20 protein-coding genes and 1 riboswitch are annotated in these 25,391 nt (G+C 70.4%); of the genes, 4 read left to right on the forward strand and 16 right to left on the reverse strand.

Annotation, left to right across the window (positions count from 1 at the left end):
* Positions 1–37: 37 nt before the first annotated feature.
* The gene (locus tag ACFZAX_RS02155) at positions 38–319 is read left to right on the forward strand and encodes an HPr family phosphocarrier protein (RefSeq protein ID WP_390958167.1); all 282 of its coding nucleotides are present in this window, start codon (positions 38–40) and stop codon (positions 317–319) included.
* A gap of 166 nt (positions 320–485) precedes the next feature.
* Here ACFZAX_RS02155 and ACFZAX_RS02160 read toward each other — a convergent pair whose 3' ends face one another.
* The 4 genes from ACFZAX_RS02160 to ACFZAX_RS02175 all read right to left on the reverse strand — a co-directional run bounded on the left by ACFZAX_RS02160 (position 486) and on the right by ACFZAX_RS02175 (position 5,371).
* Positions 486–1,181 (reverse strand): FCD domain-containing protein, encoded by a 696-nt coding sequence (locus ACFZAX_RS02160; protein WP_390958170.1) that lies wholly within the window; start codon positions 1,179–1,181, stop codon positions 486–488.
* Positions 1,182–1,435: 254 nt separating this feature from the next.
* The gene (locus ACFZAX_RS02165) at positions 1,436–2,200 is read right to left on the reverse strand and encodes a peptidoglycan DD-metalloendopeptidase family protein (RefSeq protein WP_390958172.1); all 765 of its coding nucleotides are present in this window, start codon (positions 2,198–2,200) and stop codon (positions 1,436–1,438) included.
* 12 nt (positions 2,201–2,212) lie between these two features.
* A riboswitch (cyclic di-AMP (ydaO/yuaA leader) is annotated at positions 2,213–2,381 on the reverse strand.
* Positions 2,382–2,594: 213 nt separating this feature from the next.
* Entirely contained in the window at positions 2,595–3,977 is a 1,383-nt protein-coding gene (locus ACFZAX_RS02170; protein ID WP_390958405.1) for an insulinase family protein, read from the reverse strand.
* A 26-nt stretch (positions 3,978–4,003) separates the two neighbouring features.
* The gene (locus tag ACFZAX_RS02175; protein WP_390958174.1) at positions 4,004–5,371 is read right to left on the reverse strand and encodes an insulinase family protein; all 1,368 of its coding nucleotides are present in this window, start codon (positions 5,369–5,371) and stop codon (positions 4,004–4,006) included.
* A gap of 381 nt (positions 5,372–5,752) precedes the next feature.
* Between ACFZAX_RS02175 and ACFZAX_RS02180 the strand changes: the two genes are divergently transcribed.
* Complete coding sequence (locus ACFZAX_RS02180) at positions 5,753–8,203, forward strand: DNA topoisomerase (ATP-hydrolyzing) (RefSeq protein ID WP_390958175.1); 2,451 nt, start codon at positions 5,753–5,755, stop codon at positions 8,201–8,203.
* 113 nt (positions 8,204–8,316) lie between these two features.
* Here ACFZAX_RS02180 and ACFZAX_RS02185 read toward each other — a convergent pair whose 3' ends face one another.
* Both ACFZAX_RS02185 and ACFZAX_RS02190 read right to left on the reverse strand, forming a co-directional pair.
* Complete coding sequence (locus ACFZAX_RS02185) at positions 8,317–9,519, reverse strand: GTP-binding protein (RefSeq protein WP_390958178.1); 1,203 nt, start codon at positions 9,517–9,519, stop codon at positions 8,317–8,319.
* Positions 9,520–9,556: 37 nt separating this feature from the next.
* Positions 9,557–10,774 carry a citrate/2-methylcitrate synthase gene (locus tag ACFZAX_RS02190; protein ID WP_390958180.1) on the reverse strand — a complete coding sequence of 406 codons (1,218 nt, stop codon included), beginning with the start codon at positions 10,772–10,774 and terminating at the stop codon, positions 9,557–9,559.
* A gap of 268 nt (positions 10,775–11,042) precedes the next feature.
* Between ACFZAX_RS02190 and ACFZAX_RS02195 the strand changes: the two genes are divergently transcribed.
* On the forward strand, positions 11,043–12,458 hold the full coding sequence (locus ACFZAX_RS02195; RefSeq protein WP_390958181.1) for a citrate/2-methylcitrate synthase: 1,416 nt from the start codon (positions 11,043–11,045) through the stop codon (positions 12,456–12,458).
* A 30-nt stretch (positions 12,459–12,488) separates the two neighbouring features.
* Here ACFZAX_RS02195 and ACFZAX_RS02200 read toward each other — a convergent pair whose 3' ends face one another.
* The 7 genes from ACFZAX_RS02200 to ACFZAX_RS02230 all read right to left on the reverse strand — a co-directional run bounded on the left by ACFZAX_RS02200 (position 12,489) and on the right by ACFZAX_RS02230 (position 20,743).
* On the reverse strand, positions 12,489–13,508 hold the full coding sequence (locus ACFZAX_RS02200) for a substrate-binding domain-containing protein (RefSeq protein ID WP_390958182.1): 1,020 nt from the start codon (positions 13,506–13,508) through the stop codon (positions 12,489–12,491).
* 264 nt (positions 13,509–13,772) lie between these two features.
* Entirely contained in the window at positions 13,773–15,365 is a 1,593-nt protein-coding gene (locus tag ACFZAX_RS02205) for a cation acetate symporter (protein ID WP_390958184.1), read from the reverse strand.
* On the reverse strand, positions 15,362–15,838 hold the full coding sequence (locus ACFZAX_RS02210; RefSeq protein WP_390958186.1) for a DUF485 domain-containing protein: 477 nt from the start codon (positions 15,836–15,838) through the stop codon (positions 15,362–15,364). The genes ACFZAX_RS02205 and ACFZAX_RS02210 overlap by 4 nt, the downstream gene beginning before the upstream one ends.
* 96 nt (positions 15,839–15,934) lie before the next feature.
* Entirely contained in the window at positions 15,935–16,648 is a 714-nt protein-coding gene (locus tag ACFZAX_RS02215) for a response regulator (RefSeq protein ID WP_390958187.1), read from the reverse strand.
* Positions 16,645–17,808, reverse strand: a complete 1,164-nt coding sequence (locus tag ACFZAX_RS02220; RefSeq protein WP_390958189.1) for an ATP-binding protein — start codon at positions 17,806–17,808, stop codon at positions 16,645–16,647. Before ACFZAX_RS02220 ends, ACFZAX_RS02215 begins: the two co-directional genes overlap by 4 nt.
* A complete protein-coding gene (locus tag ACFZAX_RS02225) occupies positions 17,805–18,332 on the reverse strand; it encodes a DUF1453 domain-containing protein (protein ID WP_390958191.1) in 528 nt (175 codons plus the stop codon). Before ACFZAX_RS02225 ends, ACFZAX_RS02220 begins: the two co-directional genes overlap by 4 nt.
* A 278-nt stretch (positions 18,333–18,610) precedes the next feature.
* The gene (locus ACFZAX_RS02230) at positions 18,611–20,743 is read right to left on the reverse strand and encodes a DNA gyrase subunit B (protein ID WP_390958193.1); all 2,133 of its coding nucleotides are present in this window, start codon (positions 20,741–20,743) and stop codon (positions 18,611–18,613) included.
* Positions 20,744–21,187: 444 nt separating this feature from the next.
* Here ACFZAX_RS02230 and ACFZAX_RS02235 point away from each other — a divergent pair, with 444 nt between their 5' ends.
* Complete coding sequence (locus ACFZAX_RS02235) at positions 21,188–21,421, forward strand: hypothetical protein (RefSeq protein WP_327178373.1); 234 nt, start codon at positions 21,188–21,190, stop codon at positions 21,419–21,421.
* Positions 21,422–21,534: 113 nt separating this feature from the next.
* Here the strand turns inward: ACFZAX_RS02235 and ACFZAX_RS02240 are convergent, their stop codons facing one another.
* From ACFZAX_RS02240 to ACFZAX_RS02250, 3 genes are all read right to left on the reverse strand, one after another.
* Positions 21,535–22,362, reverse strand: a complete 828-nt coding sequence (locus ACFZAX_RS02240) for a trypsin-like serine protease (RefSeq protein WP_390958195.1) — start codon at positions 22,360–22,362, stop codon at positions 21,535–21,537.
* A 141-nt stretch (positions 22,363–22,503) separates the two neighbouring features.
* Positions 22,504–24,045 (reverse strand): RNA polymerase sigma factor, encoded by a 1,542-nt coding sequence (locus ACFZAX_RS02245; RefSeq protein WP_390958196.1) that lies wholly within the window; start codon positions 24,043–24,045, stop codon positions 22,504–22,506.
* Positions 24,046–24,364: 319 nt separating this feature from the next.
* A complete protein-coding gene (locus ACFZAX_RS02250; protein WP_390958198.1) occupies positions 24,365–25,249 on the reverse strand; it encodes an FCD domain-containing protein in 885 nt (294 codons plus the stop codon).
* Between the last annotated feature and the right edge of the window lie 142 nt (positions 25,250–25,391).

Consider the following 25,391-nt stretch of genomic DNA (forward strand, 5'->3'; position numbering starts at 1 on the left):
CCGGTCAGGACATCGCAGATCCACGAAGGGCAGAACCATGGTTGAGCGCCGCGTCAACGTCGGATGGGCCGAAGGCCTGCACGCCCGCCCCGCTTCCATCTTCGTCCGCGCCGCCACGGCCTCCGGGGTCCCGGTGACGATCGCCAAGGCCGACGGCAGCCCGGTCAACGCCGCGTCGATGCTCGCGGTTCTCGGACTGGGCGCGGAGGGCGGCGAGGAGATCGTGCTCGCCTCCGGGGCGGAGGGCGCGGACGCCGCACTGGACCGACTGGCCAAGCTGGTCGCCGAGGGCCTCGACGAACTCCCGGAAACGGTCTGATCCCCCTTCCGCCGGACCCCGTGACGGAATTCCTCGCTCGACCGGGCCGCACCGTTCCTACGGACGGAGCGGCTCAGTCATTTCTCGGGCAGCCGTGCGGACGAGAATTCCGACAGCGCGAGAAAGCGCCTGCAATTCTCTCTGCTATTTGTATACGGCGTGATTGTTAATGACGGGCACCCGAGGTGTTTACAGGATGTTGCAAAGTGCTCACCCGGGTCTGTTTCACCGCTCGGACCGGGCGGCGCGGCCGGTGCGCGGCCAGTGAACGCTCCGCGTGCTGCACGGCCAGCCCCCTGGCGCGCTCCGCGTCGCCCCGGGCCACCGCGTCCACGAGAGCGCCGTGTTCGGCCCACGACTCGACGGGACGGACCGGCTGCTCGACGGCGTACATCCAGGCGATCTTGTGCCGGAGCTGGGTCAGCAACGCGATGAGGCCGGGGCTGCCGGAGGCCTGGGCGAGTGTCTCGTGGAACCAGCCACCGAGGGAGCGCAGGTCCTCCCCCTCGCCCCGGCGGGCCCTCTCCTGCCCCAGTTTGACCAGTCCGCGCAGGACCTTGAGATGCGCCTCGGTGCGCCGCTGCGCGGCCCGGGCCGCGCCCAGCGGCTCCAGCAGGAGCTTCACCTCCAGGAGGTCGGCCGCCTCCTGCTCCGTCGGCTCGGCGACGCAGGCGCCGGCGTGTCTGCGGGTGACCACGAACCCCTCCGACTCCAGGGTCCGCAGCGCTTCGCGCACCGGCACGCGGGAGACGCCGTACCGTCTCGCCAGGAGCTCCTCGGTCAGGCGGCTGCCGCGTTCGTAGACGCCCGAGACGATGTCGTCACGGATTGCCGTGCATACCGAGTGCGCGGGAATGCGCATGTCCGAACCTCCGCCTTAATCCCCGCGAAACGCGGCCGATCGAAGCCTGCACCGTGACTCTATTGCAATCTGAGTGAATTTCCGATGGCGTACCGGAATTCGCACATATCTTTTGCCTGCGGAGCCGGCGGCCGGAGGGGTTTCGGGCGATATGCCGAAGCCCCGGCACGGGCCGGGACTTCGGGACGATCAGGAGCGTCCGACGGCGGTCGGACGGCGGAACCGCGGGACCGGACGCGTGGGGCGGCCGGGGGTCAGACGGTGAGGCCGTGGGCCCGCAGATACGCCACGGGATCCATGTCGGTGCCGTACTCCGGGCCGGTGCGCGCCTCGAAGTGCAGGTGGGGGCCGGTCGCGTTGCCGGTGGCGCCGGAGAGGCCGATCCGCGCCCCGGAGGAGACGCGCTGGCCGACGAGGACACCGAGGGAGGAGAGGTGGCCGTACTGGGTGTACGTGCCGTCCGTCATCCGCAGCACGATGTTGTTGCCGTACGCGCCGCCCCAGCCGGCCTCGACGACCGTCCCCGCGCCCACGGCGAGTACCGGGGTGCCGGTGGCGGCGTGGAAGTCGACGCCCGAGTGGCTGCCGGAGGACCAGAGCGAGCCGCTCGACTCGTAGCCGGTGCTGATGTACGAGCCCGCGATGGGCAGGTGGAAGGAGTTCAGGCGGGCGCGCTCGGCGGCGCGGGCGGCGCGGGCCTTCTCCTCGCGGGCCTCCCTGGCCCGTGCGGCGGCTTCCGCCTTCGCCTTCGCTTCGGCCTTCGCCCTGGCCTGGGCCCCACGCTGCTGGGCCGCCGCCTGGTCGGCTATCCGGTCCGCGATGGAGTCGCCGAGCGACACGGCCTCGATCAGGCCTGTCCTGCCGGGCGACGGGACGGTGGAGTCGGCGGCGAGGGCCGGGGAGGCGATCGAGCCGACGACGCCGGTGGCGGCGAGGGCAGCGACGCCGGCGAACCTGGCGGTGGAGCGCGTCAGACGGCCCGGGGCACGATGCGTCCCGGTGGCACGGGTGAACGCCATGGAGGAGCGGGTCCTTTCCTTCCTTCTCGCCTACCGGGTTAGCTGACGGGTTCGGAGCAGGAAGGTCTCCTACGGGCGTTCGCACCTCTCACGAGACGCGGGTGCCCGATTCACCCCAGGGACTTCGTGGGTCCCCGGCTCCCCAGGCTCGCGCCTGACGGGGACTCGGCGATGACTGTCCGGCACCGCGAGTGCGGTACACAGTCGGCGGACAGCCGGATCGACGCTAGGCCGCGGCGCTTTCGATCACCAAACGGACAGGGGGTTTTGTAGCGCATCCCACAGGGCAGACAGCCACTCTTCCTCGCAAAGTGGACAAACACCACGACCCCGGCGGGATCTCTCCCACCGGGGTCGTGGCCGGGGCGCGCCCGGTCGTTCGGTTGGCGGCGGGTCAGCCGCTGACGACCGTCACCTCGCCGATGCCCAGCGCACGGACCGGATCGGCGATCTGCGCCGCATCGCCCACCAGAATCGTCACCAGCCGGTCCACCGGGAAGGCGTTGACCACCGCGGCGGTCGCTTCGACCGTGCCGGTCTCGGCGAGCCGCGCGTACAGGTGGGCCTGGAAGTCGTCGGGCAGCTGCTGCTCGACCTGGTCGGCGAGGGTCGCCGCGACGGAGGCGGCCGTCTCGAACTTGAGCGGGGCCACACCCACCAGGTTCTGCACGGCGGTCTCGCGCTCGGCGTCCGTCAGCCCGTCCGCCGCGAGGGTCCGCAGGACCTTCCAGAGGTCGTCGAGCGCGGGGCCCGTGGACTCGGTGTCCACCGAGCCGCTGATGGCCAGCATCGCCGCACCGGCGGGGCCGGAGTCCTGACCGCCGGCCGTGGAGCGGAGCACCTGGGCGAAGGCGCGCACGCCGTAGGTGTATCCCTTCTCCTCGCGCAGCACCCGGTCGAGCCGCGAGGTGAGCGTGCCGCCGAGGCAGTACGTCCCGAGGACCTGGGCGGGCCAGACGCTGTCGTGCCGGTCCGCGCCGATACGGCCGATGAGCAGCTGCGTCTGCACGGCTCCCGGACGGTTCACGATGACCACGCGGCCGGTGTCGTCCGCGGTGATCGGCGCCACCGGGCGGGGGCTGCCGGCGTCGCCCGACCAGTCGCCGAGGGTGTCGGCGAGCAGGGCGTCCAGGTCGATGCCGGTGAGGTCGCCGACGACGACCGCGACCGCGGTGGCGGGGCGGACGTGGGCGTCGTAGAAGGCGCGCACGGCGGCGGCGTCGATCCGCCGCACGGTGTCCTCGGTCCCCAGACGCGGGCGCGACATCCGGGCGGTGGCCGGGAACAGCTCCTTGGAGAGCTGCTTGGCGGCACGGCGCGCGGGGTTGGCCTGCTCGTGCGGGATCTCGTCGAGGCGGTTGCCCACCAGGCGCTCGATCTCGCTGTCGGCGAAGGCGGGAGCCCGCAGCGCCTCGGCGACCAGGCCGAGCGCCTTGGCCAGCCGGGAGGCGGGAACCTCCAGCGAGACCCGGACGCCCGGATGGTCTGCGTGCGCGTCGAGCGTGGCGCCGCAGCGCTCCAGCTCGGCGGCGAACTCCTCCGCGCTGTGCTTGTCGGTCCCCTCGGAGAGGGCGCGCGCCATGATGGTGGCGACGCCGTCCAGGCCCTCGGGTTCGGCGTCGAGCGGCGCTTCGAGGTGGATCTCGACCGCGACGACCTGCTGGCCGGGGCGGTGGCTGCGGAGCACGGTCAGCCCGTTGGGCAGGGTGCCGCGCTCGGGGGCCGGGAAGGCCCAGGGGCGGGCGGTGCCCGGGGTGGGCTGCGGGTGGAAGTCCATGGCTACTCCAGTCACGGCGGCGTCGCTCACTTGGCGGCCTCCTCGTGGGCGTCGGCGTCCGCGCCGTCCTCGGCACCGGTCTCGTCGGCCGGTTCGACCGGCTCGTAGACCAGCACGGCACGGTTGTCGGGACGCAGCGTGGCCGCGGCGACCTCCCGCACCTCGTCCGCGGTGATGTCGAGGACACGCCCCACGGCCGTCAGCGCGAGCTGGGGGTCACCGAACAGCACGGCGAAGCGGCACAGTTCGTCGGCGCGGCCGGCGACCGTGCCGAGACGGTCCAGCCACTCGCGCTCCAACTGGGCCTGCGCGCGCTCCATCTCCTCCGGCGTGGGCCCCTCCGCGGCGAACCGCGCCAGCTCCTCGTCGACCGCGGTCTCGATGCTCTCGACCTCCACACCGCCGGACGTCTTGACGTCCAGCCAGCCCAGCGAAGGCGCTCCGGCCAGCCGCAGCAGCCCGAACCCGGCGGCCACCGCCGAACGGTCGCGGCGTACCAGGCGGTTGTGCAGCCGGGAGGACTCCCCGCCACCGAGAACGGTCAGGGCCAGGTCGGCGGCGTCCGCCTCGCGGGTGCCGTCGTGCGGCAGCCGGTAGGCGGCCATCAGCGCGCGGGCCGGGACCTCCTCGTGGACCACTTCGCGCAGCTGCCCGCCGATGGTGCCGGGCAGGGTGCCGTCGCGCGGGGGCTTCTTGCCGTCGTGGGACGGGATGGAGCCGAAGTACTTCTCGATCCAGGCGAGGGTCTCCTCGGGGTCGATGTCACCGACGACCGAGAGCACCGCGTTGTTGGGCGCGTAGTACGTACGGAAGAACGTCTGCGCGTCCTCCAGCGTCGCCGCGTCCAGGTCGGCCATGGAACCGATCGGCGTGTGGTGGTACGGGTGGCCCTCCGGGTAGGCGAGCGCGGTGAGCCGCTCGAACGCGGTGCCGTACGGGACGTTGTCGTACCGCTGGCGGCGTTCGTTCTTGACGACGTCCCGCTGGTTCTCCATGGACTCTTCGTCGAGCGCGGCGAGCAGCGATCCCATCCGGTCGGCCTCCAGCCAGAGGGCGAGCTCCAGCTGGTGGGTCGGCATGGTCTCGAAGTAGTTGGTGCGCTCGAAGCTGGTCGTGCCGTTGAGCGAACCCCCGGCGCCCTGGACGAGCTCGAAGTGACCGTTCCCCTTGACCTGCTTCGATCCCTGGAACATCAGGTGCTCGAAGAGGTGTGCGAGCCCGGTCCGTCCCTCCACCTCGTGGCGGGAGCCGACGTCGTACCAGAGGCAGACCGCGGCGACCGGGGTCAGATGGTCCTCGGAGAGCACCACGCGCAGGCCATTGGCCAGACGGTGCTCGGTCGCTGTCAGGCCGCCGGAGCCGGCCTGTGCGGTGGCCGTGTGACCCATGGGCATGTACGTCCCTTCGATCGCGGTACTGGACTTTCTGCCAGACCTGCCACTGTAAGCAAGCGCACGGGTACCTGGCGAAGTTCCCGTTCCTTCGATGTTGTGCTCGTTGGTTTGTTCTTGACGACTGATGTTGACGCGTCGTGCTGGCGCCGCGTGCGGGGGGTCGGTCCGAAGCGCCTGTTCCGGGCTCGGGCAGGGTCTCCGGCGCGGCTCCCGGTGCGGCCTCCGCGACGGCCCGGGAACCCGTGGGAACGGCCGTCCCGGCGGGTCCCGGCCGGGCGCTTGGGACGGGTCGAGGTCGGCACTGTCGGCGGGGCGGTCCACAATGGTCCGCGTCAGAACCTCAGGTTGCCCGACAGAATCTGTGAAGGAGTCGCAGCCGCGATGGCCCGCCGCAGCACGAAAACCCCGCCGCCGGACGACTTCGAGGAGAAGATCCTCGACATCGACGTCGTCGACGAAATGCAGGGCTCCTTCCTCGAGTACGCGTACTCGGTGATCTACTCCCGGGCTCTGCCCGACGCGCGCGACGGCATGAAGCCCGTGCACCGCCGCATCGTGTCCCAGATGAACGAGATGGGACTGCGCCCCGACCGCGGGTACGTCAAGTGCGCCCGCGTGGTCGGCGAAGTCATGGGCAAGCTCCACCCGCACGGTGACGCGTCCATCTACGACGCCCTGGTGCGCATGGCGCAGCCGTTCTCCATGCGGCTCCCGCTGGTGGACGGACACGGCAACTTCGGCTCCCTCGGCAACGACGACCCGCCGGCCGCCATGCGGTACACCGAGTGCCGGATGGCCGACGCCACGTCCCTCATGACGGAGTCGATCGACGAGGACACCGTCGATTTCCAGTCGAACTACGACGGCCAGGAGCAGGAGCCAGTCGTCCTCCCGGCCGCCTACCCGAACCTGCTGGTCAACGGCGCGTCGGGGATCGCGGTCGGCATGGCGACCAACATGCCTCCGCACAACCTCGGTGAGGTCGTCGCCGCCGCGCGCCACCTCATCCGGTACCCGAACGCCGACCTCGAAGCGCTGATGCGGTTCGTCCCCGGTCCCGACCTGCCGACCGGTGGCCGGATCGTCGGTCTGAGCGGCATCAAGGACGCCTACGCCACCGGGCGCGGCACGTTCAAGATCCGGGCGACGGTCGCCGTGGAGAACGTCACCCCGCGCCGCAAGGGCCTCGTCGTCACCGAACTGCCCTTCACGGTCGGTCCGGAGAAGGTCATCTCCAAGATCAAGGACCTGGTCTCGTCGAAGAAGCTCCAGGGCATCGCCGACGTCAAGGACCTCACGGACCGCTCGCACGGACTGCGCCTGGTCATCGAGATCAAGAACGGCTTCGTGCCGGAGGCCGTGCTGGAGCAGCTCTACAAGCTGACGCCGATGGAGGAGTCCTTCGGCATCAACAACGTCGCGCTCGTCGACGGACAGCCGCTCACCCTGGGGCTCAAGGAGCTCCTGGAGGTCTACCTCGACCACCGCTTCGAGGTCGTGCGCCGGCGCAGCGAGTTCCGCCGCACCAAGCGGCGCGACCGGCTGCACCTGGTGGACGGGCTGCTCGTCGCCCTCGTCGACATCGACGAGGTCATCCGGATCATCCGGGACAGCGACAACTCCTCGGCCGCGAAGGAGCGGCTGATGGAGCGCTTCTCGCTGAGCGAGATCCAGACGCAGTACATCCTGGACACCCCGCTGCGCAGGCTGACCCGGTTCGACCGGATCGAGCTGGAGAGCGAGCGCGACCGGCTCAGCTCCGAGATCGAGGCGCTGACCGCGATCCTGGAGTCCGACGCCGAGCTGCGCAAGCTCGTCTCGTCCGAACTCGCCGCAGTGGCGAAGAAGTTCGGCACCGACCGGCGCACGGTGCTGCTGGAGTCGGCGGGTTCTCAGGTCTCCGCCGTGCCGCTGCAGGTCGCGGACGCCCCGTGCCGGGTGCTGCTCTCCTCGACCGGTCTGCTCGCCCGGACGGCCAACGCCGACCCGGTCGCCGAGGACGAGGACGCCAAGCGCGCGAAGCACGACGTGATCGTGTCGGCCGTACCGGCGACGGCGCGGGGCGAGGTGGGGGCGGTGACCTCCACCGGACGGCTGCTGCGCGTCGCGGTGATCGATCTGCCCCAGCTCCCGGACACCCACGCGGCACCCAACCTCTCGGGCGGGGCCCCGGTCCCGGAGTTCCTCACGCTGGAGGAGGGCGAGGACCTGGTCTGCCTGACCACACTCGACGAGACCTCGCAGGGGCTGGCGATCGGCACTCTGCAGGGCGTGGTGAAGCGCGTCGTGCCGGACTACCCGGCCAACAAGGACGAGCTGGAGGTCATCTCCCTGAAGGAGGGCGACCGGATCGTCGGAGCCGTGGAGCTGCGTACGGGCGAGGAGGACCTGGTCTTCATCTCCTCCGACGCGCAGTTGCTGCGCTACCCGGCGGCCCAGGTGCGCCCGCAGGGACGCGCGGCCGGCGGCATGGCGGGGATCAAACTCTCGGACGGCGCCGAGGTGCTGTCCTTCTCGGCGGTCGAACCGGCCGCGGACGCGGCGGTGTTCACCGTGGCCGGCTCGCACGGCACGCTGGACGACTCGGTGCTCACGTCGAAGCTCACGCCGTTCGACCAGTACCCGCGCAAGGGCCGGGCCACCGGCGGGGTGCGGTGCCAGCGGTTCCTCAAGGGTGAGGACGTGCTGGTCTTCGCCTGGGCCGGCCCCACGCCCGCCCGGGCCGCACAGCAGAACGGCACCCCTGCCCGGCTGCCCGAACCCGACCCCCGCCGCGACGGTTCGGGCATCCCGCTGACCGACCCGGTCGCCGCGATCGCAGGGCCGGTGTAACAGAGGAAGCGGACGGCATCGTACGGAAGACGGGTGCGGCGGGGCGGGCCCCTGCCCCCGTCTTCCGGCCGTACGTGGGACGGGCAGGTGTGCCCGGCCCGTCGCGCGCGTCGCTACGCCGGATCCGGCCCGGCGTCCGTCCCGCCCCGTTCGGCGGGCCGGTCGTCGGCCACGTAACGCAGCACGCCCCACATGGCGCGTTCCAGTTCGTCCGCGTCGCGGGGATCGGCCCCGGGTTCGCCGTCGAGCGGGTCGGGGTCGTCCGGCAACAACACCCGGCACCCCTCCAGTTCCCGCAGGAGTGCCTCCGCGTCGAACCCCGATCCGATCAGTACGAGCTGGGTGAGCCGCGGCTCGCCGCGGCCCCACGGACGCGGTACGAACCGGAGGAACCGGCCCACCGCGTGCAGCAGGTAGGAGTTGCGGGGATCGGCCGCGCCGAAGTCCACGAAGCCCTTGATCCGGTACAGCCCCTCCGGCCGTGAGTCGAGGAACCGCATGAAGCGACGGGGGTCCAGGGGCGTTCCGGTGGAGAGTTCGACGCTCTGGTACGCGGCGTGGGGATGGGCCCCGCCATGGGTCCCCGCATCCCCGGGATCCGCATCGCCGGGGTCCGCCTCCCCGGCCGACAGGCCCTCGGCCAGCAGATCCTCGAAGGTGAGCTGGCGGGCCGCCCGTTCGGTGTCCGGGCGGAGCGCGGGGTCGAAGAGCAGCGCCGGATCGATCCGTCCGTGCTCGGTGGAGACGACGGCGGCGCGGTCGGTCAGCGCGGCGACCGAGGCGCGCAGCCGGTCGTGTTCGGCTCCGTCGATCCGGTCGGTCTTGTTGAGCACGACCAGATCGGCGACGGCGAGGTGCCGGTCGGTCTCCGGGTGCCGCTCCCGGGTGCGGTCGAACTCGGCCGCGTCGACGACCTCCACCAGCCCGCCGTAGACGATCCGGGAGTTCTCGCTCGCCAGCAGCATCCGTACGAGCTCCTGCGGCTCGGCGAGTCCACTGGCCTCGATCACGATCAGATCGAGGCGGACGGCGGGCCGGGTCAGGGTCTCCAGATAGGAATCCAGTTCGCTCGCATCCACCGCGCAGCACAGGCAGCCGTTTCCGAGCGAGACCGTCGAGCCGACCTGCCCGGCGACCGTCATGGCATCGATCTCGATGGCCCCGAAGTCGTTCACGATCACGCCGATCCGGTTGCCTGCGCGGTTGTGGAGCAGGTGGTTGAGCAGCGTGGTCTTGCCCGAGCCGAGGAAGCCCGCGAGCACGATGACCGGGATCTGCGGGACTCGGGCATCCCCCGGCGTGGCCGAAGCGGGCAAGACGGACCATCCTCACGAAGAGTGGAGCAGCCGCCGGTCAGGGGGCCGGTACCGGCTGCGGCGGAGGCGTCCCGACATAGCGGGCCGCCGGGCGGATGATCTTCGAGTCCGCCGCCTGCTCCAGGATATTGGCACTCCAGCCGACCACCCGCGCCGCGCAGAAGGTGGGCGTGAACATCGTCCGTGGCAGCCCGCAGAGCTCCATCACGACCCCGGCGTAGAACTCCACATTGGTGTGCAGCTCACGGCCCGGCTTGAGCTCGGCGAGGATGGCTTCCACCTGGCGCTCCACTTCGACGGCGAAGTCGACGAGCGGTCCGCCGAAGTCCTGGGCGATCCCCCGCAGCATGCGCGAACGCGGGTCCTCGGTGCGGTAGACGGGGTGGCCGAAGCCCATGATCCGTGCGCCGGAGAGGACCTGTTCGCGGATCCAGCCGTCGATGCGGTCCGGGGTGCCGATCGCGTCCAGGGTGTCCAGAGCGCGGCTGGGCGCGCCGCCGTGCAGCGGGCCGGAGAGCGCGCCGACCGCCGCGACCAGGCAAGCGGTCATGTCGGCGCCGGTGGAGGCGACGACCCTGGCGGTGAAGGTCGACGCGTTGAACCCGTGGTCGACGGTGGAGATGAGGTAGCGCTCGACGGCCCGTGCGCGGAGGGGGTCGGGTACCTCGCCGGTGAGCATGTAGAGGTAGTTGGCCGCGTGCGGGAGGTCGTCGCGCGGTTCGACGGGGTCGAGCCCCTCGCCGAGCCGGTGCAGTGCGGTCAGCAGGGTGGGCACCGCGGCGCAGACGGCGAGCGCGTCCTCGCGGCGGCGGCCGGGCTCGATGTCGTAGAGCGGGCGGTGTCCGGCGGAGGCCCCGAGCAGCGAGAGCGCGGTACGCAGCCCGGCCAGCGGACCCGACACCGCTCCGGCGCGGGCGATGGCGGGCAGCGCCCTACGGACCTCGTCCGGGAGGTGGCGCAGTTCGGCGAGGCGCGCGGCGAACGCGGCGCGGGCCGGGGCGTCGGGCAGCTCGCCGTGGAACATCAGGTACCAGACGTCCTCGAAACTCCGGGTCTCCGCCAGTTCGATCGCCGAGTACTGGCGGTAGTGGTAGAAGCCCTCGGCCCCCCGGACGTCACCCAGGGCCGTGTCGGTGACGACGACCCCCGCGAGACCGCGCGGGACACCGGACGGGACGGGGGTGTGGGGCTCGGCGTGACTGCGGGTCCCGGTCGGGCTGTGGGTCTCGGTGGTGCGGGTCGTTCCGGTCGGCATCGCCGGCCTCCTCTTCGGATGTCCCTGCTCGCATCTTCCTGCCTATTGATTTGACTATCCATGCTTGATTTCCTGGCGTCAATATTGATTGAATCAATATGAGAAGAGTGGATACGGTGAGTACATGACGGACCAAGGAGCACGCCGCTTCGACCCGGCCGGTACGGAACGGCGCAAGACGGATCGGTCCGATGCGAGTCGCCCCGATGCGGAAGGGTCCGGCGCGGGGCGAGCCGATGCGGAACGAGCCGGCGCGGAACGGCCCAGCGTGGAACGGTCCGACGCGGAACCGCCCGACGCGGAACGGCTCAGCACACGCGAGACGGCCGCTGCGCTCGGCGTGAAGCCGGAGACGGTGTACGCCTATGTCAGCCGTGGCCAGCTCAGCAGCGTGCGCGCGCCCGGGGGGCGGGGCAGCACCTTCGACGCCGACGAGGTCCGGGCCCTGGCCCGGCGTACGGGCCGACGCGACCCCGTCCCGGTGGGCGGCGCCGACCTGGTGTTCCGCACCGGCATCACCCTCATCGATCAGGACCGGTACTACTACCGGGGCGTCGACGCGTGTGAACTCGCCCTGCGTCACGGCTACGAGGAGCTCGCCGAATGGCTGTGGACGGGCGAGCTCAGGCCGGGAGTCCGCTTCTCCGCTCCGGCGCAGGCCCTGGCAGCGGCGCGGCAGGCCGTGGCCGCCCTCCCCGCGCACAGTGGCACGACGGACCGGCTGCGGGTCGCCGTCGTCGCGGCGTCGGCGGCGGACCCGCTGCGGTTCGATCTGTCCCCCGCCTCGGTCCTGGGCGCTGCCCGCGGCCTGATCCCGACCTTGGTGGAGGCACTGCGTCCAGCCACCGGCATGCCAGGCGCTGCGAGCAGTGCTGCGACCGGCATCGCGGCAGGCGGCGCGGCCCCTGCCGCCGCAAGGCCGAGTGTCCCGGGGCATCGCGGTACCGCGCTCGGCGCCACGGAGGCCGGTACCGCGGACGCCGCCGGTGACGACGGGCCCGGCATCGCGGCCCGGTTGTGGCCCGCGCTCACCGCGCGGCCCGCCGACGCCGCGTCGCTCACCGTTCTGGACACCGCGCTCTCGCTGCTGATCGACCACGACCTCGCGGCATCCACCCTCGCCGTCCGGGTAGCGGCCTCCGCGCACGCGCATCCGTACGCGGTCGTCTCGGCGGGGCTCGGGGTACTGGAGGGGCCCCTGCACGGGGCGGCCAGCGGGCTAGCCCACCGGATGCTCCGCGAGGTCGTGGAGCGGGGCGGAGCCGCACCGGTCGTCGCCGAACACCTACGGGCCGGGAGGCGCGTCCCCGGCCTCGGCCAGCGTCTCTACAGCGGCGAGGACCCCCGGGCCCGGGTCCTGTTCACCCTCCTGGAGGACATGCCGGGGGCTGCACCGGCGCTCGCCGCGGCTCGCGACGTGGTGTCCACCGCCGCACGGAACGTACCTCTGCACGCCAACATCGACTTGGCGCTGGCCGTGCTCTCGGTCTCCACGGGCATGTCCGCGGAGGCGGGCGAGACCATCTTCGCGGTGGCCCGGACGGCAGGCTGGATCGCGCACGCCCTGGAGGAATACGCGGAGCGGCCGCTGCGCCTGCGGCCCCGCGGCCAGTACGCCGGACCGCCCCCACCACAGCCGCTGCCCGCCCCGGCTCCGTACGCGCCCGCCCCTCCCCTCGAATGAGCGGCCCGTGGAGCGCAAAATAGCGACAGCTCAGCGTGAATTATCGCGCGGCGGCGGGGCGGTCGAGCCGCGCACCACCAGTTCCGGCTCGAAGAGCAGCTCGTCCGAAGGCACCGCCTTGCCCCCGATCTGTACGGACAGCAGCTCGACGGCCGCCCGGCCCATGGCCTCGATGGGCTGGCGAACCGTGGTCAGGGGCGGTTCGGTGCAGTTCATGAAGGCGGAGTCGTCGTACCCGACCACCGAGACGTCGTGCGGCACGGAGAGTCCCCGGCGGCGGACCGCGCGCACCGCGCCGAGCGCGAGCGGGTCGCTGCCGCAGATGATGCCGGTGACGTCGCGGTCGAGCAGCCGGGAAGCCGCCGCCTGACCGCCCTCCAGTGAGAACATGGCCCGCGCGACATGTTCGTCCGGGATCGTCGCCCCGTACTCACGGGCCAACTGCCGTGCGGCGTCGAGCTTGCGCTGGGACGGGACGTGGTCGCTGGGGCCGAGCACCAGGCCGATCCGCTCGTGCCCGAGCGAGGCGAGGTGCCGCCACGCCTGCTCGACCGCGACGGAGTCGTCGCAGGAGACACCGGGGAAGCCGAGCTCGGCGATGGCCGCGTTGATCAGGACGACGGGGATGCGCCGGTCGGCGAGCACCTTGTAGTGGTCGTGTGCGGCATCGGCCTGGTGGTAGAGGCCGCCGGCGAACACCACCCCCGACACCTGCTGCTGGAGCAGCAGGTCCACGTAGTCCGCCTCGGAGACCCCGCCCTTGGTCTGCGTACAGAGCACGGGCGTGAGTCCCTGCTGGGCGAGGGCGCCGCCGACCACTTCGGCGAAGGCCGGGAAGATGGGGTTCTGGAGCTCGGGAAGGACGAGCCCGACCAACCTGGCCCGCTCACCCCGCAGCTGGGTCGGGCGCTCGTACCCGAGCACGTCCAGCGCGGAGAGCACTGCCTGCCGGGTGGCGTCCGAGACGCCTGGCTTACCGTTCAGGACCCGGCTGACCGTGGCCTCGCTGACCCCAACCTTCTGTGCCACCTGAGCAAGTCGTCGCGTCATGAGCGCAAGATTAGCGCAAGACACGCAAACCGATTGCGTGCCTGCGGAATCCTCACCCGCTCCTCAGCTCCACTCGCCCTGCCCGGCTCCACGCGGCCCACCGGCTCTACGCGAACCCACCGGCTCTACGCGGACCCACCGGCTCCACTCGGACCAGCCGGTCCCGCTCACGCCAACCGGCTCCGGTCGGCTTGCCTCGCTCAAGCCACACCGCCTGCCTCGGGCCACACCGCCCCGGATCAGATGAGGTCACGCCGGTCCGGGTCACACGGCTCCTGCTCCGGTCAGCGACCTGACCTCGGTCTCGGCGTGCTTGTCCAGGTCCGGCGACTCGGCGGAGGTCACCGTGCCGATCCATCCGGCGAGGAATCCCAGCGGAATGGAGACAAGACCCGGATTCTCCAGTGGGAAGAGCTGGAAGTCGAGCCCGGGGAAGAGCGAGTTGGGCCCACCGGAGACGACCGGCGAGAGCAGCACGAGAACCAGCGCCGGGACCAGGCCGCCGTATACGGACCAGACGGCCCCGCGGGTGGTGAAGTTCTTCCAGAAGAGCGAGTAGAGCAGCGCCGGCAGGTTGGCCGAGGCGGCCACGGCGAAGGCCAGCCCGACGAGGAACGCCACGTTGAGGTCCTGGGCGAGCAGGCCGAGCCCGATGGCGACCACCCCGATCCCCACGGCGGCCACCCGGGCCACCACGACTTCGCCGAACGGTTTGCCCCCCGGGCGGCGGAGCGAGGCGTAGAGGTCATGGGCGACGGAGGCCGAGGAAGCGAGGGTGATCCCCGCGACCACGGCCAGGATCGTGGCGAAGGCGATGGCCGCGACCACGGCGAAGAGAATCGTCCCGCCGGCGGAGCCCTCTCCGCCGCCCAACGCCAGCGCGAGGAGAGGAACCGCGGTGTTCCCGGCCTCGCTGGAGGACCGGACCGCCGCCGACCCGACGAGCGCGGCAGCGCCGAAGCCGAGCACGATGGTCATCAGGTAGAAGCTGCCGATCAGACCGATCGACCAGACGACGGACCGGCGGGCCGCGCGAGCTGTCGGCACGGTGTAGAAGCGCGACAGGATGTGCGGCAGGCCGGCCGTACCGAGCACCAGCGCCACCCCGAGGCTGATGAAGTCGAAGCGCGCCGTCCAGCTTCCGCCGTACTTGAGGCCCGGCGCCAGGAACTCCTGCCCGTGGCCGCTGTGTTCGGCCGCGGAGTCGAGCAGTGCGTTGACGTCGCCGTGGAATCGGACCAGCACGGCCACGGTGAGAGCGATCGTGCCCGCCATGAGAAGGACCGCCTTGACGATCTGGATCCAGGTGGTCGCCCGCATGCCACCGAGTGAGACGTAGACGACCATGAGGGCGCCGACCCCGACCACGGTCCAGGAGCGGGTGGCGCCGCTGGTGCCGCCGAGAAGCAGGGCCACCAGGCTGCCGGCGCCGACCATCTGGGCGACCAGGTACAACACGGAGACGGTCACCGAAGACGCGCCGACCGCCGTGCGTACGGGGCGCTCCGCCATACGCGCGGCAACCACGTCGGCGAGGGTGAAACGACCGCAGTTGCGCACGAGTTCGGCCACCAGGAGCAGCACGACCAGCCAAGCCACGAGAAAGCCGACCGAGTACAGCATCCCGTCGTAGCCGAAGAGCGCGATCAGCCCGGAGATCCCGAGGAACGAGGCGGCCGACATGTAGTCGCCGGCGATGGCGAAACCGTTCTCCATAGGAGAGAACAGCCGGCCCCCGGTGTAGAACTCCTCGGCGGAACCCTTGCGGGTGCGACCGACCCAGGTGGTGATACCGAGGGTGATGGCGATGAACGTGCTGAACAGCACCAGTGCGAGTGTCTGGTGGTCCCCGCTCACCGCTCGACCCCTCTCGTCAGCTCCTGTGTCTCCCAGCGCAGTTCGAGCGCCGCCCCGTCCCGGCGGAGACGCGCGTGCCGCGCGTACGCCCAGGTCAGCAGGAAGGTGGTGAGGAACTGGCCGAGGCCCGCGACCATGGCGACGTTTACCGCGCCCACTACCGGACGGGCCATCAGCCCGGGCGCGCCTGTGGCCGCGACCACGTAGGCGAGGTACCAGAGGAGGAACGCACAGGTCGCCGGAGCGACGAACCTCCGGTACCTGCGGCGCACTTCGCGGAAGGCCTCGCTCCGCTGGACCTCTCGGTAGATGTCGGCAGCGCTGTGGCCGCTCTGCGGAGCTTCGGGTACGGGCGGCGCGTCGCTCGTCGCCGTCCCCGTGCCGTCCGGCTCGCCCCATCCGGGGGTCAGCGCGTCATACCACGGGTCGTCGAGTCGCGTCGCCGCGACCTCCCGCCCTGCTTCCTTCTCCACCGAACAACTCCCTTGTCCGCGAGCCCTTTCGGCCGCTCGGTCAAGAGTGTCCGGACAGGGTGGATCTCGGTTGCGGCATGCACCGCTTTCACCTGTTCAGGTGACATCTGCACCAGGTGCCCGTGCGAGCCCCTGTACGTATGCATAACGCACCGCCTGCGCCCGGTCCCGCACCCCCGTCTTTGCGAACAGGTTGTTGATATGTGTTTTCACCGTGGCGTGCGAGACGTGCAGCCGACGTGCGATCTCGGCGTTGGAAAGCCCCTCGGCGATGAGCACCAGCACCTCCGCCTCACGGGGCGTCAGCCCGAGGGGGAGCTCACGGCCCTGGCCCTGCTCCGAGCTCTGGCCCCGGCTTCGGGAGGACGACGGCAGCGGGACGGCGGCGGGCCCAGCGGCCACACGCTCCAGCAGACGCCGCTGCACGGCGGGCGAGAGACCCGCTTCGCCGGACAACACGGCCGCGATGGCCTGCACGATCTCCTCGCCGCCCGCATCCTTCGTGAGAAAGCCGCGCGCACCCGCCCGCAGGGCCGCGAAGAGCGACTCGTCGTCGTCGAAGGTGGTGAGCACCACGACTTGGGTCCCGGGGTACTCCGTGCGAACCCGCCTGGTCGCCTCGACGCCGACGCAGCGCGGCATCCGCAGGTCCATCAGGACCACGTCAGGCGCATGTTCAGCGACGAGCGCCACCGCCTCCTCGCCGTCCCTGGCAGCCCCGACCACATCGACGCCCAGCAGCCCGAGCAGCATCACCACGCCTTCACGGACCGCCGCCTGGTCGTCGGCGACCACCACCCGCGCGCTCACGCCGGCACCCGCAGACTCACGACGAAGCCCTCCTCACCCGGCCCTGCCTCCAAGGTCCCGCCGAGGACCTCGGCGCGCTCCCGCATTCCGGTCAGACCGTAGCCCGGCCCACCAGTCGTCAGCTCCTCGTCCGGTGCCCCTCCCCCGGAGTCCCGCACCTCCAAGGTCACCGTGTCCGGCAGATATTCCAGCCGTATCCGAACATGCGCCCCGGGGGCGTGCTTGCGCATATGGGTGACGGCCTCCTGCGCCACCCGCCGCACCGTCTGCGAGGCTCCGGCCGACAGAGGCCGCCGAGGCCCCTCGATGCTGAGGTCGAGCGGTCCGGTGGAGACCAGGTCCCGCAGGAACTCCTCGACGGGTGTCATCTCGCCCCGCAGCGCGGAGAGCGCTTGCCGCGTCTCGGTCAGCCCCTCCCGGGCCATCGAGCGGGCCGAAACGACCCTTTCGAGCACCTGGTCACGGAACGCGCCGGCGGGCTCACGCTCGATCAGTAGTCTGGTCGCCTCCAGATGCACCATCTGGGCCGACAGACTGTGCGCGACCACGTCGTGGATCTCCCAGGCGATCAGGGGACGTTCGTCCAGTGCCGCCCTCTCCGCCTCCGCCGCCCGGACGGCCCGCTCCTGGGCGAGCAGCCTCTGAGCGCTTCCGCTCGCTTCCGCGTCCAGCCGGGTCACGTAGCCGCCCAGGCAGAGGCCTGTACCCGTGAGCAGCGTGGTCATACACCCGCCGCCGACCAGGACCGCGAAGCACGCCAGGGTGAGGGCCGCAGCCGGCACTGCCGCCCGGAGTGGGAGCCTCGCCATGGCAAGGACGGTCCCGCCGCACCACAGAGCGATCGCGAGCGCCGTCGTACCCGCCCCGTACGCGACCAGCGCCAGTCCCGTCAGAAGAAGCAGCAGGGCCAATGACGGCCACAGCCGGTGCTCCCCGGTGAACCGGTGGTACCTCCGCGCCACCAGGACGCAGCAGGCCGTCACCACGAGCGCGACGGGGAGTGTGGCGGGACCGGCCCGACTGTCGCTCAGCGTCGCCCAGAGCAGTCCTGCGGCCGCCGGCGCCCAGACGAGGAGGGACAGAACGGCTCGGGCAGGCAACCGCTGCTTACGCATGAGCGCCTCGCGGGAGGGCCAGGAGGTCCAGCTCACCCCGGTCACGAAAGAACCGTTCCCGCGGCCGTGGTCCGTATCCCGTCGACGGGACGGATCACGGCGGGCGATCTGCCCTCTGGTCCCCCGGCGGGTCCCGCCTCGGGCGGGAGGCGCTTCAGGCGCCAGGCCAGGGCTCCTCCTCGCGCCTGAAGAATCACGGCCAAGGCAAGCAGGAGACCGTCACTGCCCCGTGCCAACCCTGCGGCCACCCCGGCGGCCCAGAGCGCGGCGCGGTGCACCAGACCACCCGCCCGGACGAAGGCCGCGGCACGAGTGCCCCTGGACCACTCAGTGCCGTCCGACTCACGCCAGACCCGGGACGCCCCTTCCCAGCCGACGCCGAGGACCAGTCCGAGGGCAAGCTCGGCCGCCAGCACCTCCGCCGAGAGCGTGTGGTGACGCACGTCGGGCAATGACCCGCCGCGCAGCGCCAGCACCGCCAGGATGGCGGGAAGGAGCCGCCACCGGGCCGACAGCGGACGTGCGGAGAACGGGCGCACCAGCGCCCAGCCGGCAACGGCGGCGATCACAGAACTGACGAGAACGCTGAGAACACGGAGAACTCTGGGAACACTGAGAAAACTGACAACGCCGGACATGGCGCCCTTCCGCAGAACGGAAAGATCGGACGCCTTCGACGCTACGGACCGAGAGCGACCGGGGGATCGACCCCCGGGTGGAACCCGGGTGGAGAGGCGCCTCTCCACCCACGGGTGGAGAGGCGCTGAGCCCTCAGCAACACTGGTCCCGGAGAGGCACCGCCCCTGAGAGGCACTGCCACGGAGAGGCGCTGAGCGATCCGAACGGCTCAGGCGTCGATGCGCGAGCGGTCCAGAGTGGCCGCCGAGCTCGTGATGAACTCCTTGCGGGGCGCGACCTCGTTCCCCATCAGCAGGTCGAACACCTTCTCCGCCGACTCCAGATCGCCGATGTTGATCCGCCGCAGGGTCCGGAAGCGGGGGTCCATCGTGGTCTCCGCGAGCTGGTCGGCGTCCATTTCACCCAGGCCCTTGTACCGCTGGATGGAGTCCTTGAAGCGGATGTTCTTGCGTCGCAGGTCCACCAGCGTCTGGCGCAGTTCGCCGTCCGAGTACGTGTAGATGTACTTGTCCTGGCCCTTCTTCGGCTGGACCAGCTCGATGCGGTGCAGCGGGGGCACGGCCGCGAAGACCCGGCCCGCCTCCACCATCGGCCGCATGTACCGCTGGAACAGCGTGAGCAGCAGGATGCGGATGTGTGCGCCGTCGACATCGGCGTCCACCAGCAGGACGATCTTGCCGTAGCGGGCGGCGTCGATGTCGAAGGTCCGCCCGGACCCGGCTCCTATGACCTGGATGATCGCCCCGCATTCGGCGTTCTTCAGCATGTCCGAGACGGATGCCTTCTGGACGTTGAGGATCTTGCCCCGGATGGGCAGGAGGGCCTGGAACTCGCTGTTGCGCGCGAGCTTGGCCGTCCCGAGGGCGGAATCCCCCTCGACGATGAAGAGCTCGCTGCGCTCCACGTCGTCGCTGCGGCAGTCGGCCAGCTTCGCGGGGAGGGACGAGGACTCCAGAGCCGTCTTGCGACGCTGGGCGTCCTTGTGCTGACGCGCGGCGATGCGCGTGCGGGCGGCAGCCACCGCCTTGTCGAGCACCGCCCTGGCCTGAGCCTTGGCGTCGCGCTTGGTCGAGGTCAGGAATGCCTTCAGTTCCTTGGCCACCACGTTGGCGACGATCCGGTTGGCGGCCGAGGTGCCGAGCACCTCCTTGGTCTGCCCCTCGAACTGCGGCTCGGCGAGGCGGACCGTGACGACCGCCGTAAGGCCCTCCAGGGCGTCGTCCTTGACGACGTCGTCCTCCGCGACCCTGAGCAGCTTGGCCGAACGCAGCGCCTCGTTGACCGTACGGGTCAGCGAGCGCTCGAATCCGGCCACGTGCGTGCCGCCCTTGGGGGTGGCGATGATGTTCACGAAGGACTTGACCACGGTGTCGTACCCGGTGCCCCAGCGCAGGGCGATGTCGACGCCCAGCTCGCGGGTGACCTCCGTCGGGGTCATGTGCCCGCGCTCGTCCAGGACCGGAACTGTCTCCTTGAAGGTGCCCTGCCCGGTCAGCCGCTGCACGTCGCAGACGGCCTTGTCCTGGGCGAGGTACTCGCAGAACTCGCTGATGCCGCCGTCGAAGCGGAACGTCTCCTCGGTCTTGCCCTCGCCGTCCAGGCCCCGCTCGTCGCGCACGACGATGGTGAGGCCGGGCACGAGGAAGGCGGTCTGGCGGGCGCGCTGGTACAGCGTCTCCAGGTTGAGCTTGGCGTCCTTGAGGAAGATCTGCCGGTCCGCCCAGTACCGCACCCTGGTGCCGGTGCGTGCCTTGGGTACCCGCTTGGTCCGGCGGAGCCCGTTGGCCGGGTCGAAGGGGCTGTCCGGCCCCTGCTCGACGAAGATGCCGGGCACCCCGCGCCGGAAGCTGATGGAGTGGGTCGAGCTGTTCCGGTCGACCTCCACGTCGAGCCGCGCGGAAAGTGCGTTGACGACGGAGGCGCCGACGCCGTGGAGGCCGCCGGAGGCCGCGTAGGATCCGCCGCCGAACTTGCCGCCCGCGTGCAGCTTGGTCATGACGACCTCCACACCGGAGAGGCCCGTCTTGGGTTCGACGTCGACGGGAATGCCGCGGCCGTTGTCACGGACCTCGACCGAGGAGTCGTCGTGGAGGATCACCTCGATGTGGTCGCAGTACCCCCCGAGGGCTTCGTCGACCGAGTTGTCGATGATCTCCCAGAGGCAGTGCATGAGGCCGCGGCTGTCCGTCGACCCGATGTACATGCCGGGGCGCTTACGGACGGCCTCAAGCCCTTCGAGGACGAGAAGGTGCCGCGCGGTGTAGTTGGAGCTGTCCCTGTCGACGACGCCGCCGGCTCCGGTCAGCAGCGCAGTGGACGGCACGGACGTATCGGCGGTCACGCGGTTCGCTCCTCGCTGAATTTCAATGGGGGCCCGTTTGGGTATCGGGCGCGGCCGTGGTGGCCGCTGAAAGCCTACCGAGGCCTGGTAGAGCGGTTGTCACGCCACCCTCGGGGAATCATCATGCTAGTCGAGCCCCCCAGCGCATCGCATGGATGTTCGATCATTCCTCGGAGTGACGTGCACATCACGTTCCATTTGAGGCATGAACCATTTAGGCTCCGGGCACGTCCTCATGAACAACCGGCAAGCCAGCCGGAGGACCGACCCGACACCAGCAACGCGAAACCGTAGCGCTCCGCATTACGGCACATTCGCCGCCAACCGTCGGCAGCCAGCCACCTGAAAAGAAGTTTTCGAAGAAATGCCACGAGCGGGAACGTTTTCGGCCTGGTTGGATGTTGACCCTGGTACGACAGCTCGTCGAGCTAGAGAAGAGGCGACGTGACTACTGTTCTGACCCCCGCGAGCCCGCTGACCGCAGCAGACCGCTGTGACCGTTGCGGCGCCCAGGCCTATCTGCGCGTCGTCCTCACCAGCGGTGGTGAACTGCTCTTCTGTGCCCACCACGGGCGCAAGTTCGAGCCGGAACTCAAGAAGATCGCCGCGGAAATACAGGATGAGACGGATCGGCTCACCGCCGTACAGGCCGGTGCCGCCGACGAGGCACAACACTGACACCTCGCATCCACGACGAGCCATGGGCCGGTCCCTGACCGTCCGACGGGCGGCTTCCCCGGTGTGGGGGAAGCCGCCCGTTCTCATGTTCGCTCCGCCTGCGGCGGGGAGGCTCAGATCTCGCCTTCCGCCCAGGTGACCGCGGCGGAGATCCTCGTGTAGACCCCCGGACTGTCGGCGCGCGCGCAGCCATTGCCCCAGGAGACCAGCCCGATGAGGCGCCCGCCGACCACCAGCGGCCCTCCGCTGTCCCCCTGGCATGCGTCGTAGCCGCCCTCCGGCCCGCCGGCGCAGACCATCGACGAGGCGTCGTACGTCCCGCGTGAGCCACCGGGGTAGGCGGTGGCGCATGCCTCGTCCGACAGCACCTGTACCGAGGCCGCCCGCAGCGTCGACGCGTACGTGCCGTACCCGGTCGTGTCTCCCCAGCCGTAGACGAGTGCTTGCCCGCCCGCCGAGTACGCGGCGTCACCGTCCCGGGCGACCGGGATCGAACTTTTTTCCGGCAGCGCTACTGCCAGCGTCAGGACGGCGGCGTCGCCCACATTCGTGGAGGGGTCGTACGCGGGGTTGATCCACGCGTCCTTCACCGGGATCTCCCGCCCTCCGGTGCCGCGCAGATCGTCCCGGTCCGCGATGATCCGCAGGTCCGGCACGTCGGCCACCTCGCCCCCGAGCACATCGGAGCCGAGACAGTGGGCCGCTGTCAGCACCTTGGTGGGAGCGACCACCACCGCCCCGCAGAACTGCCCGCCGCGTGACTCCCCGAACAGGGCGCGGCTGGACAGAGCCACCACCCACGGGCTGTCCGTCACACTGACGGGCTCTCCTCCGATGATGATGCTGTCGGTCGCGGCCGACGCCTGGGACCCTGCCGCCAGAGCGGCGGCGGATGCCAGCGCGACCGCTCCGGTCAGGGCACGGGCAAACCTGTGGGACATGGACACTCCTGACTCCGAGGTGGGTATCACCTACTCAGAGTCATCCAGTCCGAAGCGGCCCGCACCCTCAGGCCGAATGGGCCGGGGGCCCGGAAACCCTTCGGTTCCGGGCCCCCGGCCCATTCGGCTTGCCCGGTCGGCTCAGTCGAGGTAGTCGCGCAGAACCTGCGAACGCGACGGGTGGCGGAGCTTCGACATGGTCTTCGACTCGATCTGCCGGATGCGCTCACGCGTCACCCCGTAGACCTTGCCGATTTCGTCCAGCGTCTTCGGCTGGCCGTCGGTGAGACCAAAGCGCATGGACACCACGCCCGCCTCACGTTCGGAGAGGGTGTCGAGCACCGAGTGCAGCTGCTCCTGGAGGAGAGTGAAGCTCACCGCGTCGGCCGGAACGACCGCCTCGGAGTCCTCGATCAGGTCACCGAACTCGCTGTCCCCGTCCTCACCCAGCGGGGTGTGGAGGGAGATCGGCTCGCGCCCGTACTTCTGGACCTCGATGACCTTCTCGGGGGTCATGTCGAGTTCCTTGGCCAGCTCCTCCGGGGTGGGCTCGCGGCCCAGGTCCTGGAGCATCTGCCGCTGGACGCGCGCCAGCTTGTTGATGACCTCGACCATGTGCACCGGAATACGGATGGTGCGTGCCTGGTCGGCCATGGCGCGGGTGATCGCCTGACGGATCCACCAGGTGGCATACGTGGAGAACTTGTAGCCCTTGGTGTAGTCGAACTTCTCGACCGCGCGGATCAGGCCGAGGTTGCCCTCCTGGATCAGGTCCAGGAAGAGCATGCCGCGACCGGTGTAGCGCTTCGCGAGGGAGACCACGAGACGGAGGTTGGCCTCCAGGAGGTGGTTCTTGGCCCGTCGGCCGTCCTCGGCGATGATCTCCAGCTCGCGCTTGAGCTTCGGGGCGAGCTTGTCGGCGTTCGCCAGTTTGTCCTCGGCGAACAGACCCGCTTCGATCCGCTTGGCGAGCTCCACCTCCTGCTCGGCGTTGAGGAGGGGGACCTTGCCGATCTGCTTCAGGTAGTCCTTGACCGGGTCGGCGGTGGCGCCGGCGACGGCGACCTGCTGCGCGGGCGCGTCGTCCTCGTCGTCGTCGGAGAGGACGAAGCCCTTGTTCTCGCCCTCGCCCTCCTCGTCCTCGCCCTTGCCGACCTTGACGTCCTCGACCGCCTCATCACCGTCGAGGAGGTCGTCGTCCTGCTTGCCGGACTTCTTGGCGGCGGTCTTCTTGGCCACCGTCTTCTTCACGGCGGTCTTCTTCACGGCGGCCTTCTTGGCCACCGCCTTCTTCGCGGGAACGGCACCGGAGTCACCGGACGCGTCCGCGCTGTCGACGGCCGGGGCGGCGGACGCCGCGACGGTCCTCGTCACAGTCGTCTTCGCCGCGACGGTCTTGGTGGCGGTGCGCTTGACCGGGCTCTTCGCTGCGACGCTCTTGCGGGCGCGCTTCGGCGACTCCGCGGCACTGACCATCAGCGTCACACCCTCTTCCTCGAGGATCTGATTGAGGCTGCGCAGAACATTCTTCCACTGGGTCGGCGGAATCTGGTCAGCCTCGAAGGCCCGACGCACGTCGTCGCCGGCGATCTGCCCATCAGCCTTTCCCCGCTCGATGAGCGCCGTGACGGACTCGGATTCGGCAATCTCCGGCGGGAGCGTACGGGATGTGCTGGCCGACACGAACAACCTCTCGGAACGATGGAAACGGCTTCCGGCCCGGCCCTGGAGGGCTGGAACCGACGTCCGCCGACTGGATGGTCGCCGACGGCGCGGGCTTGGCCTGGGAACTGCACAGCACACCGAATGGCTGCTGTATTCCTTCCGCGGCGGTCACCTCTTAGGTCATCGCACTGTTTCGAGGAGTGTTACGCCCAATCCGCGTGGCCCGAGTCACACCCCATGTGCGACAAACAGCGCCAGGGGCGACATCTCCCCATAATTGTGCCGCCGGACCGCGGGGTCCGGCGGCACAGAGTGCGTGTACCCCGGCCGTACCGCCTCAGTGCTCGCGCGGAGCCGGAACGACGCGCTCCACCTCGGGGTGGACGACGAGAAGCTGCCGCATGGCCGATTCGGCTGCCGCCGGGTCGCCCGAGGCGAGGGCGTCGGCGATCCGCGCGTGCTGGCCGACCGACGTCTCACTGGGCCGGTCACACCCGGTGACCGGACTGCCGGATACATGAAGGGCGGCGGAAACGATGCCGGAGAGGTGGTCCAGCATGCGATTGCCGGCGGCCTGGATCAGCAGGGCGTGGAACTCCGCGTCGGCGCGGGAGAACGTGACCCCGTCCCCCTGCCCCAGCGCGTGGCCCATGATCTCGACCATTTCGCCGAGCCGCTGCTGCACGTCCTCCTGGCCGTGCCCGGCGGCCAGCCTCGCCGCGAGGGGCTCGATCGTCCACCGCAGCTCCGCCAGCTCGCGACGCTGGTCGTCGCGCTGGGGGCCGAAGGCGCGCCATTCGATGATGTCGGGGTCGAGCAGATTCCAGTCACTGACCGGACGCACCCGGGTCCCCACGTTGGGACGGGCACTGACCAGACCCTTGGCTTCGAGGACGCGCAAGGACTCGCGCACGACGGTGCGGGAGACTTCGAAACGCTGCCCGATCTCCTCGGGAACGAGAGGGCGGTCCGCGCCGAGGTCACCTGAAACGATCATCTGACCGAGCTGCTGGACGAGTTGGCCGTGCAGGCCTCGGCCACGGCTGGCCGACCCCCGCCGGCCGGTGCGCCCCAGCTCGGATTCGGCACCGCCCCAGGAACGCAGCGCCGCGCGGTCACCGGCCGGCTCCGCGTAGGGGTAACGGTCGAGATCGCCCGGGCCGGCGAGGCCGGAATCGGCGGGGCGGGCGGTGGTCATCATGGTGTGCGCAAGGGTACTCACGCATCATTTGTCGGCGTGGCTCGCGCGCCCCTTGAGGTCTTTGCTGAAAAGCACACGAAAGGGTGATCGCCGTTCACGCCGCAATTGACGCTTTATCGTCTCAATTCGTTCACGTGAAGCCGAGTTGAGGTTCGGTACTCGA

Origin of the sequence: Streptomyces sp. NPDC008125 (genome assembly GCF_042957125.1) — a bacterium.
Lineage (GTDB): Bacteria > Actinomycetota > Actinomycetes > Streptomycetales > Streptomycetaceae > Streptomyces.

What these genes read in the sequence shown, in the direction of transcription:
- ACFZAX_RS02155 (WP_390958167.1), top strand. Translation starts at nt 38, where the DNA reads ATGGTTGAGCGCCGCGTCAACGTCGGATGGGCCGAAGGCCTGCACGCC.
- ACFZAX_RS02160 (WP_390958170.1), bottom strand. Translation starts at nt 1,181, where the DNA reads ATGCGCATTCCCGCGCACTCGGTATGCACGGCAATCCGTGACGACATC.
- ACFZAX_RS02165 (WP_390958172.1), bottom strand. Translation starts at nt 2,200, where the DNA reads ATGGCGTTCACCCGTGCCACCGGGACGCATCGTGCCCCGGGCCGTCTG.
- ACFZAX_RS02170 (WP_390958405.1), bottom strand. Translation starts at nt 3,977, where the DNA reads ATGGACTTCCACCCGCAGCCCACCCCGGGCACCGCCCGCCCCTGGGCC.
- ACFZAX_RS02175 (WP_390958174.1), bottom strand. Translation starts at nt 5,371, where the DNA reads ATGCCCATGGGTCACACGGCCACCGCACAGGCCGGCTCCGGCGGCCTG.
- ACFZAX_RS02180 (WP_390958175.1), top strand. Translation starts at nt 5,753, where the DNA reads ATGGCCCGCCGCAGCACGAAAACCCCGCCGCCGGACGACTTCGAGGAG.
- ACFZAX_RS02190 (WP_390958180.1), bottom strand. Translation starts at nt 10,774, where the DNA reads ATGCCGACCGGAACGACCCGCACCACCGAGACCCACAGCCCGACCGGG.
- ACFZAX_RS02200 (WP_390958182.1), bottom strand. Translation starts at nt 13,508, where the DNA reads ATGACGCGACGACTTGCTCAGGTGGCACAGAAGGTTGGGGTCAGCGAG.
- ACFZAX_RS02240 (WP_390958195.1), bottom strand. Translation starts at nt 22,362, where the DNA reads ATGTCCCACAGGTTTGCCCGTGCCCTGACCGGAGCGGTCGCGCTGGCA.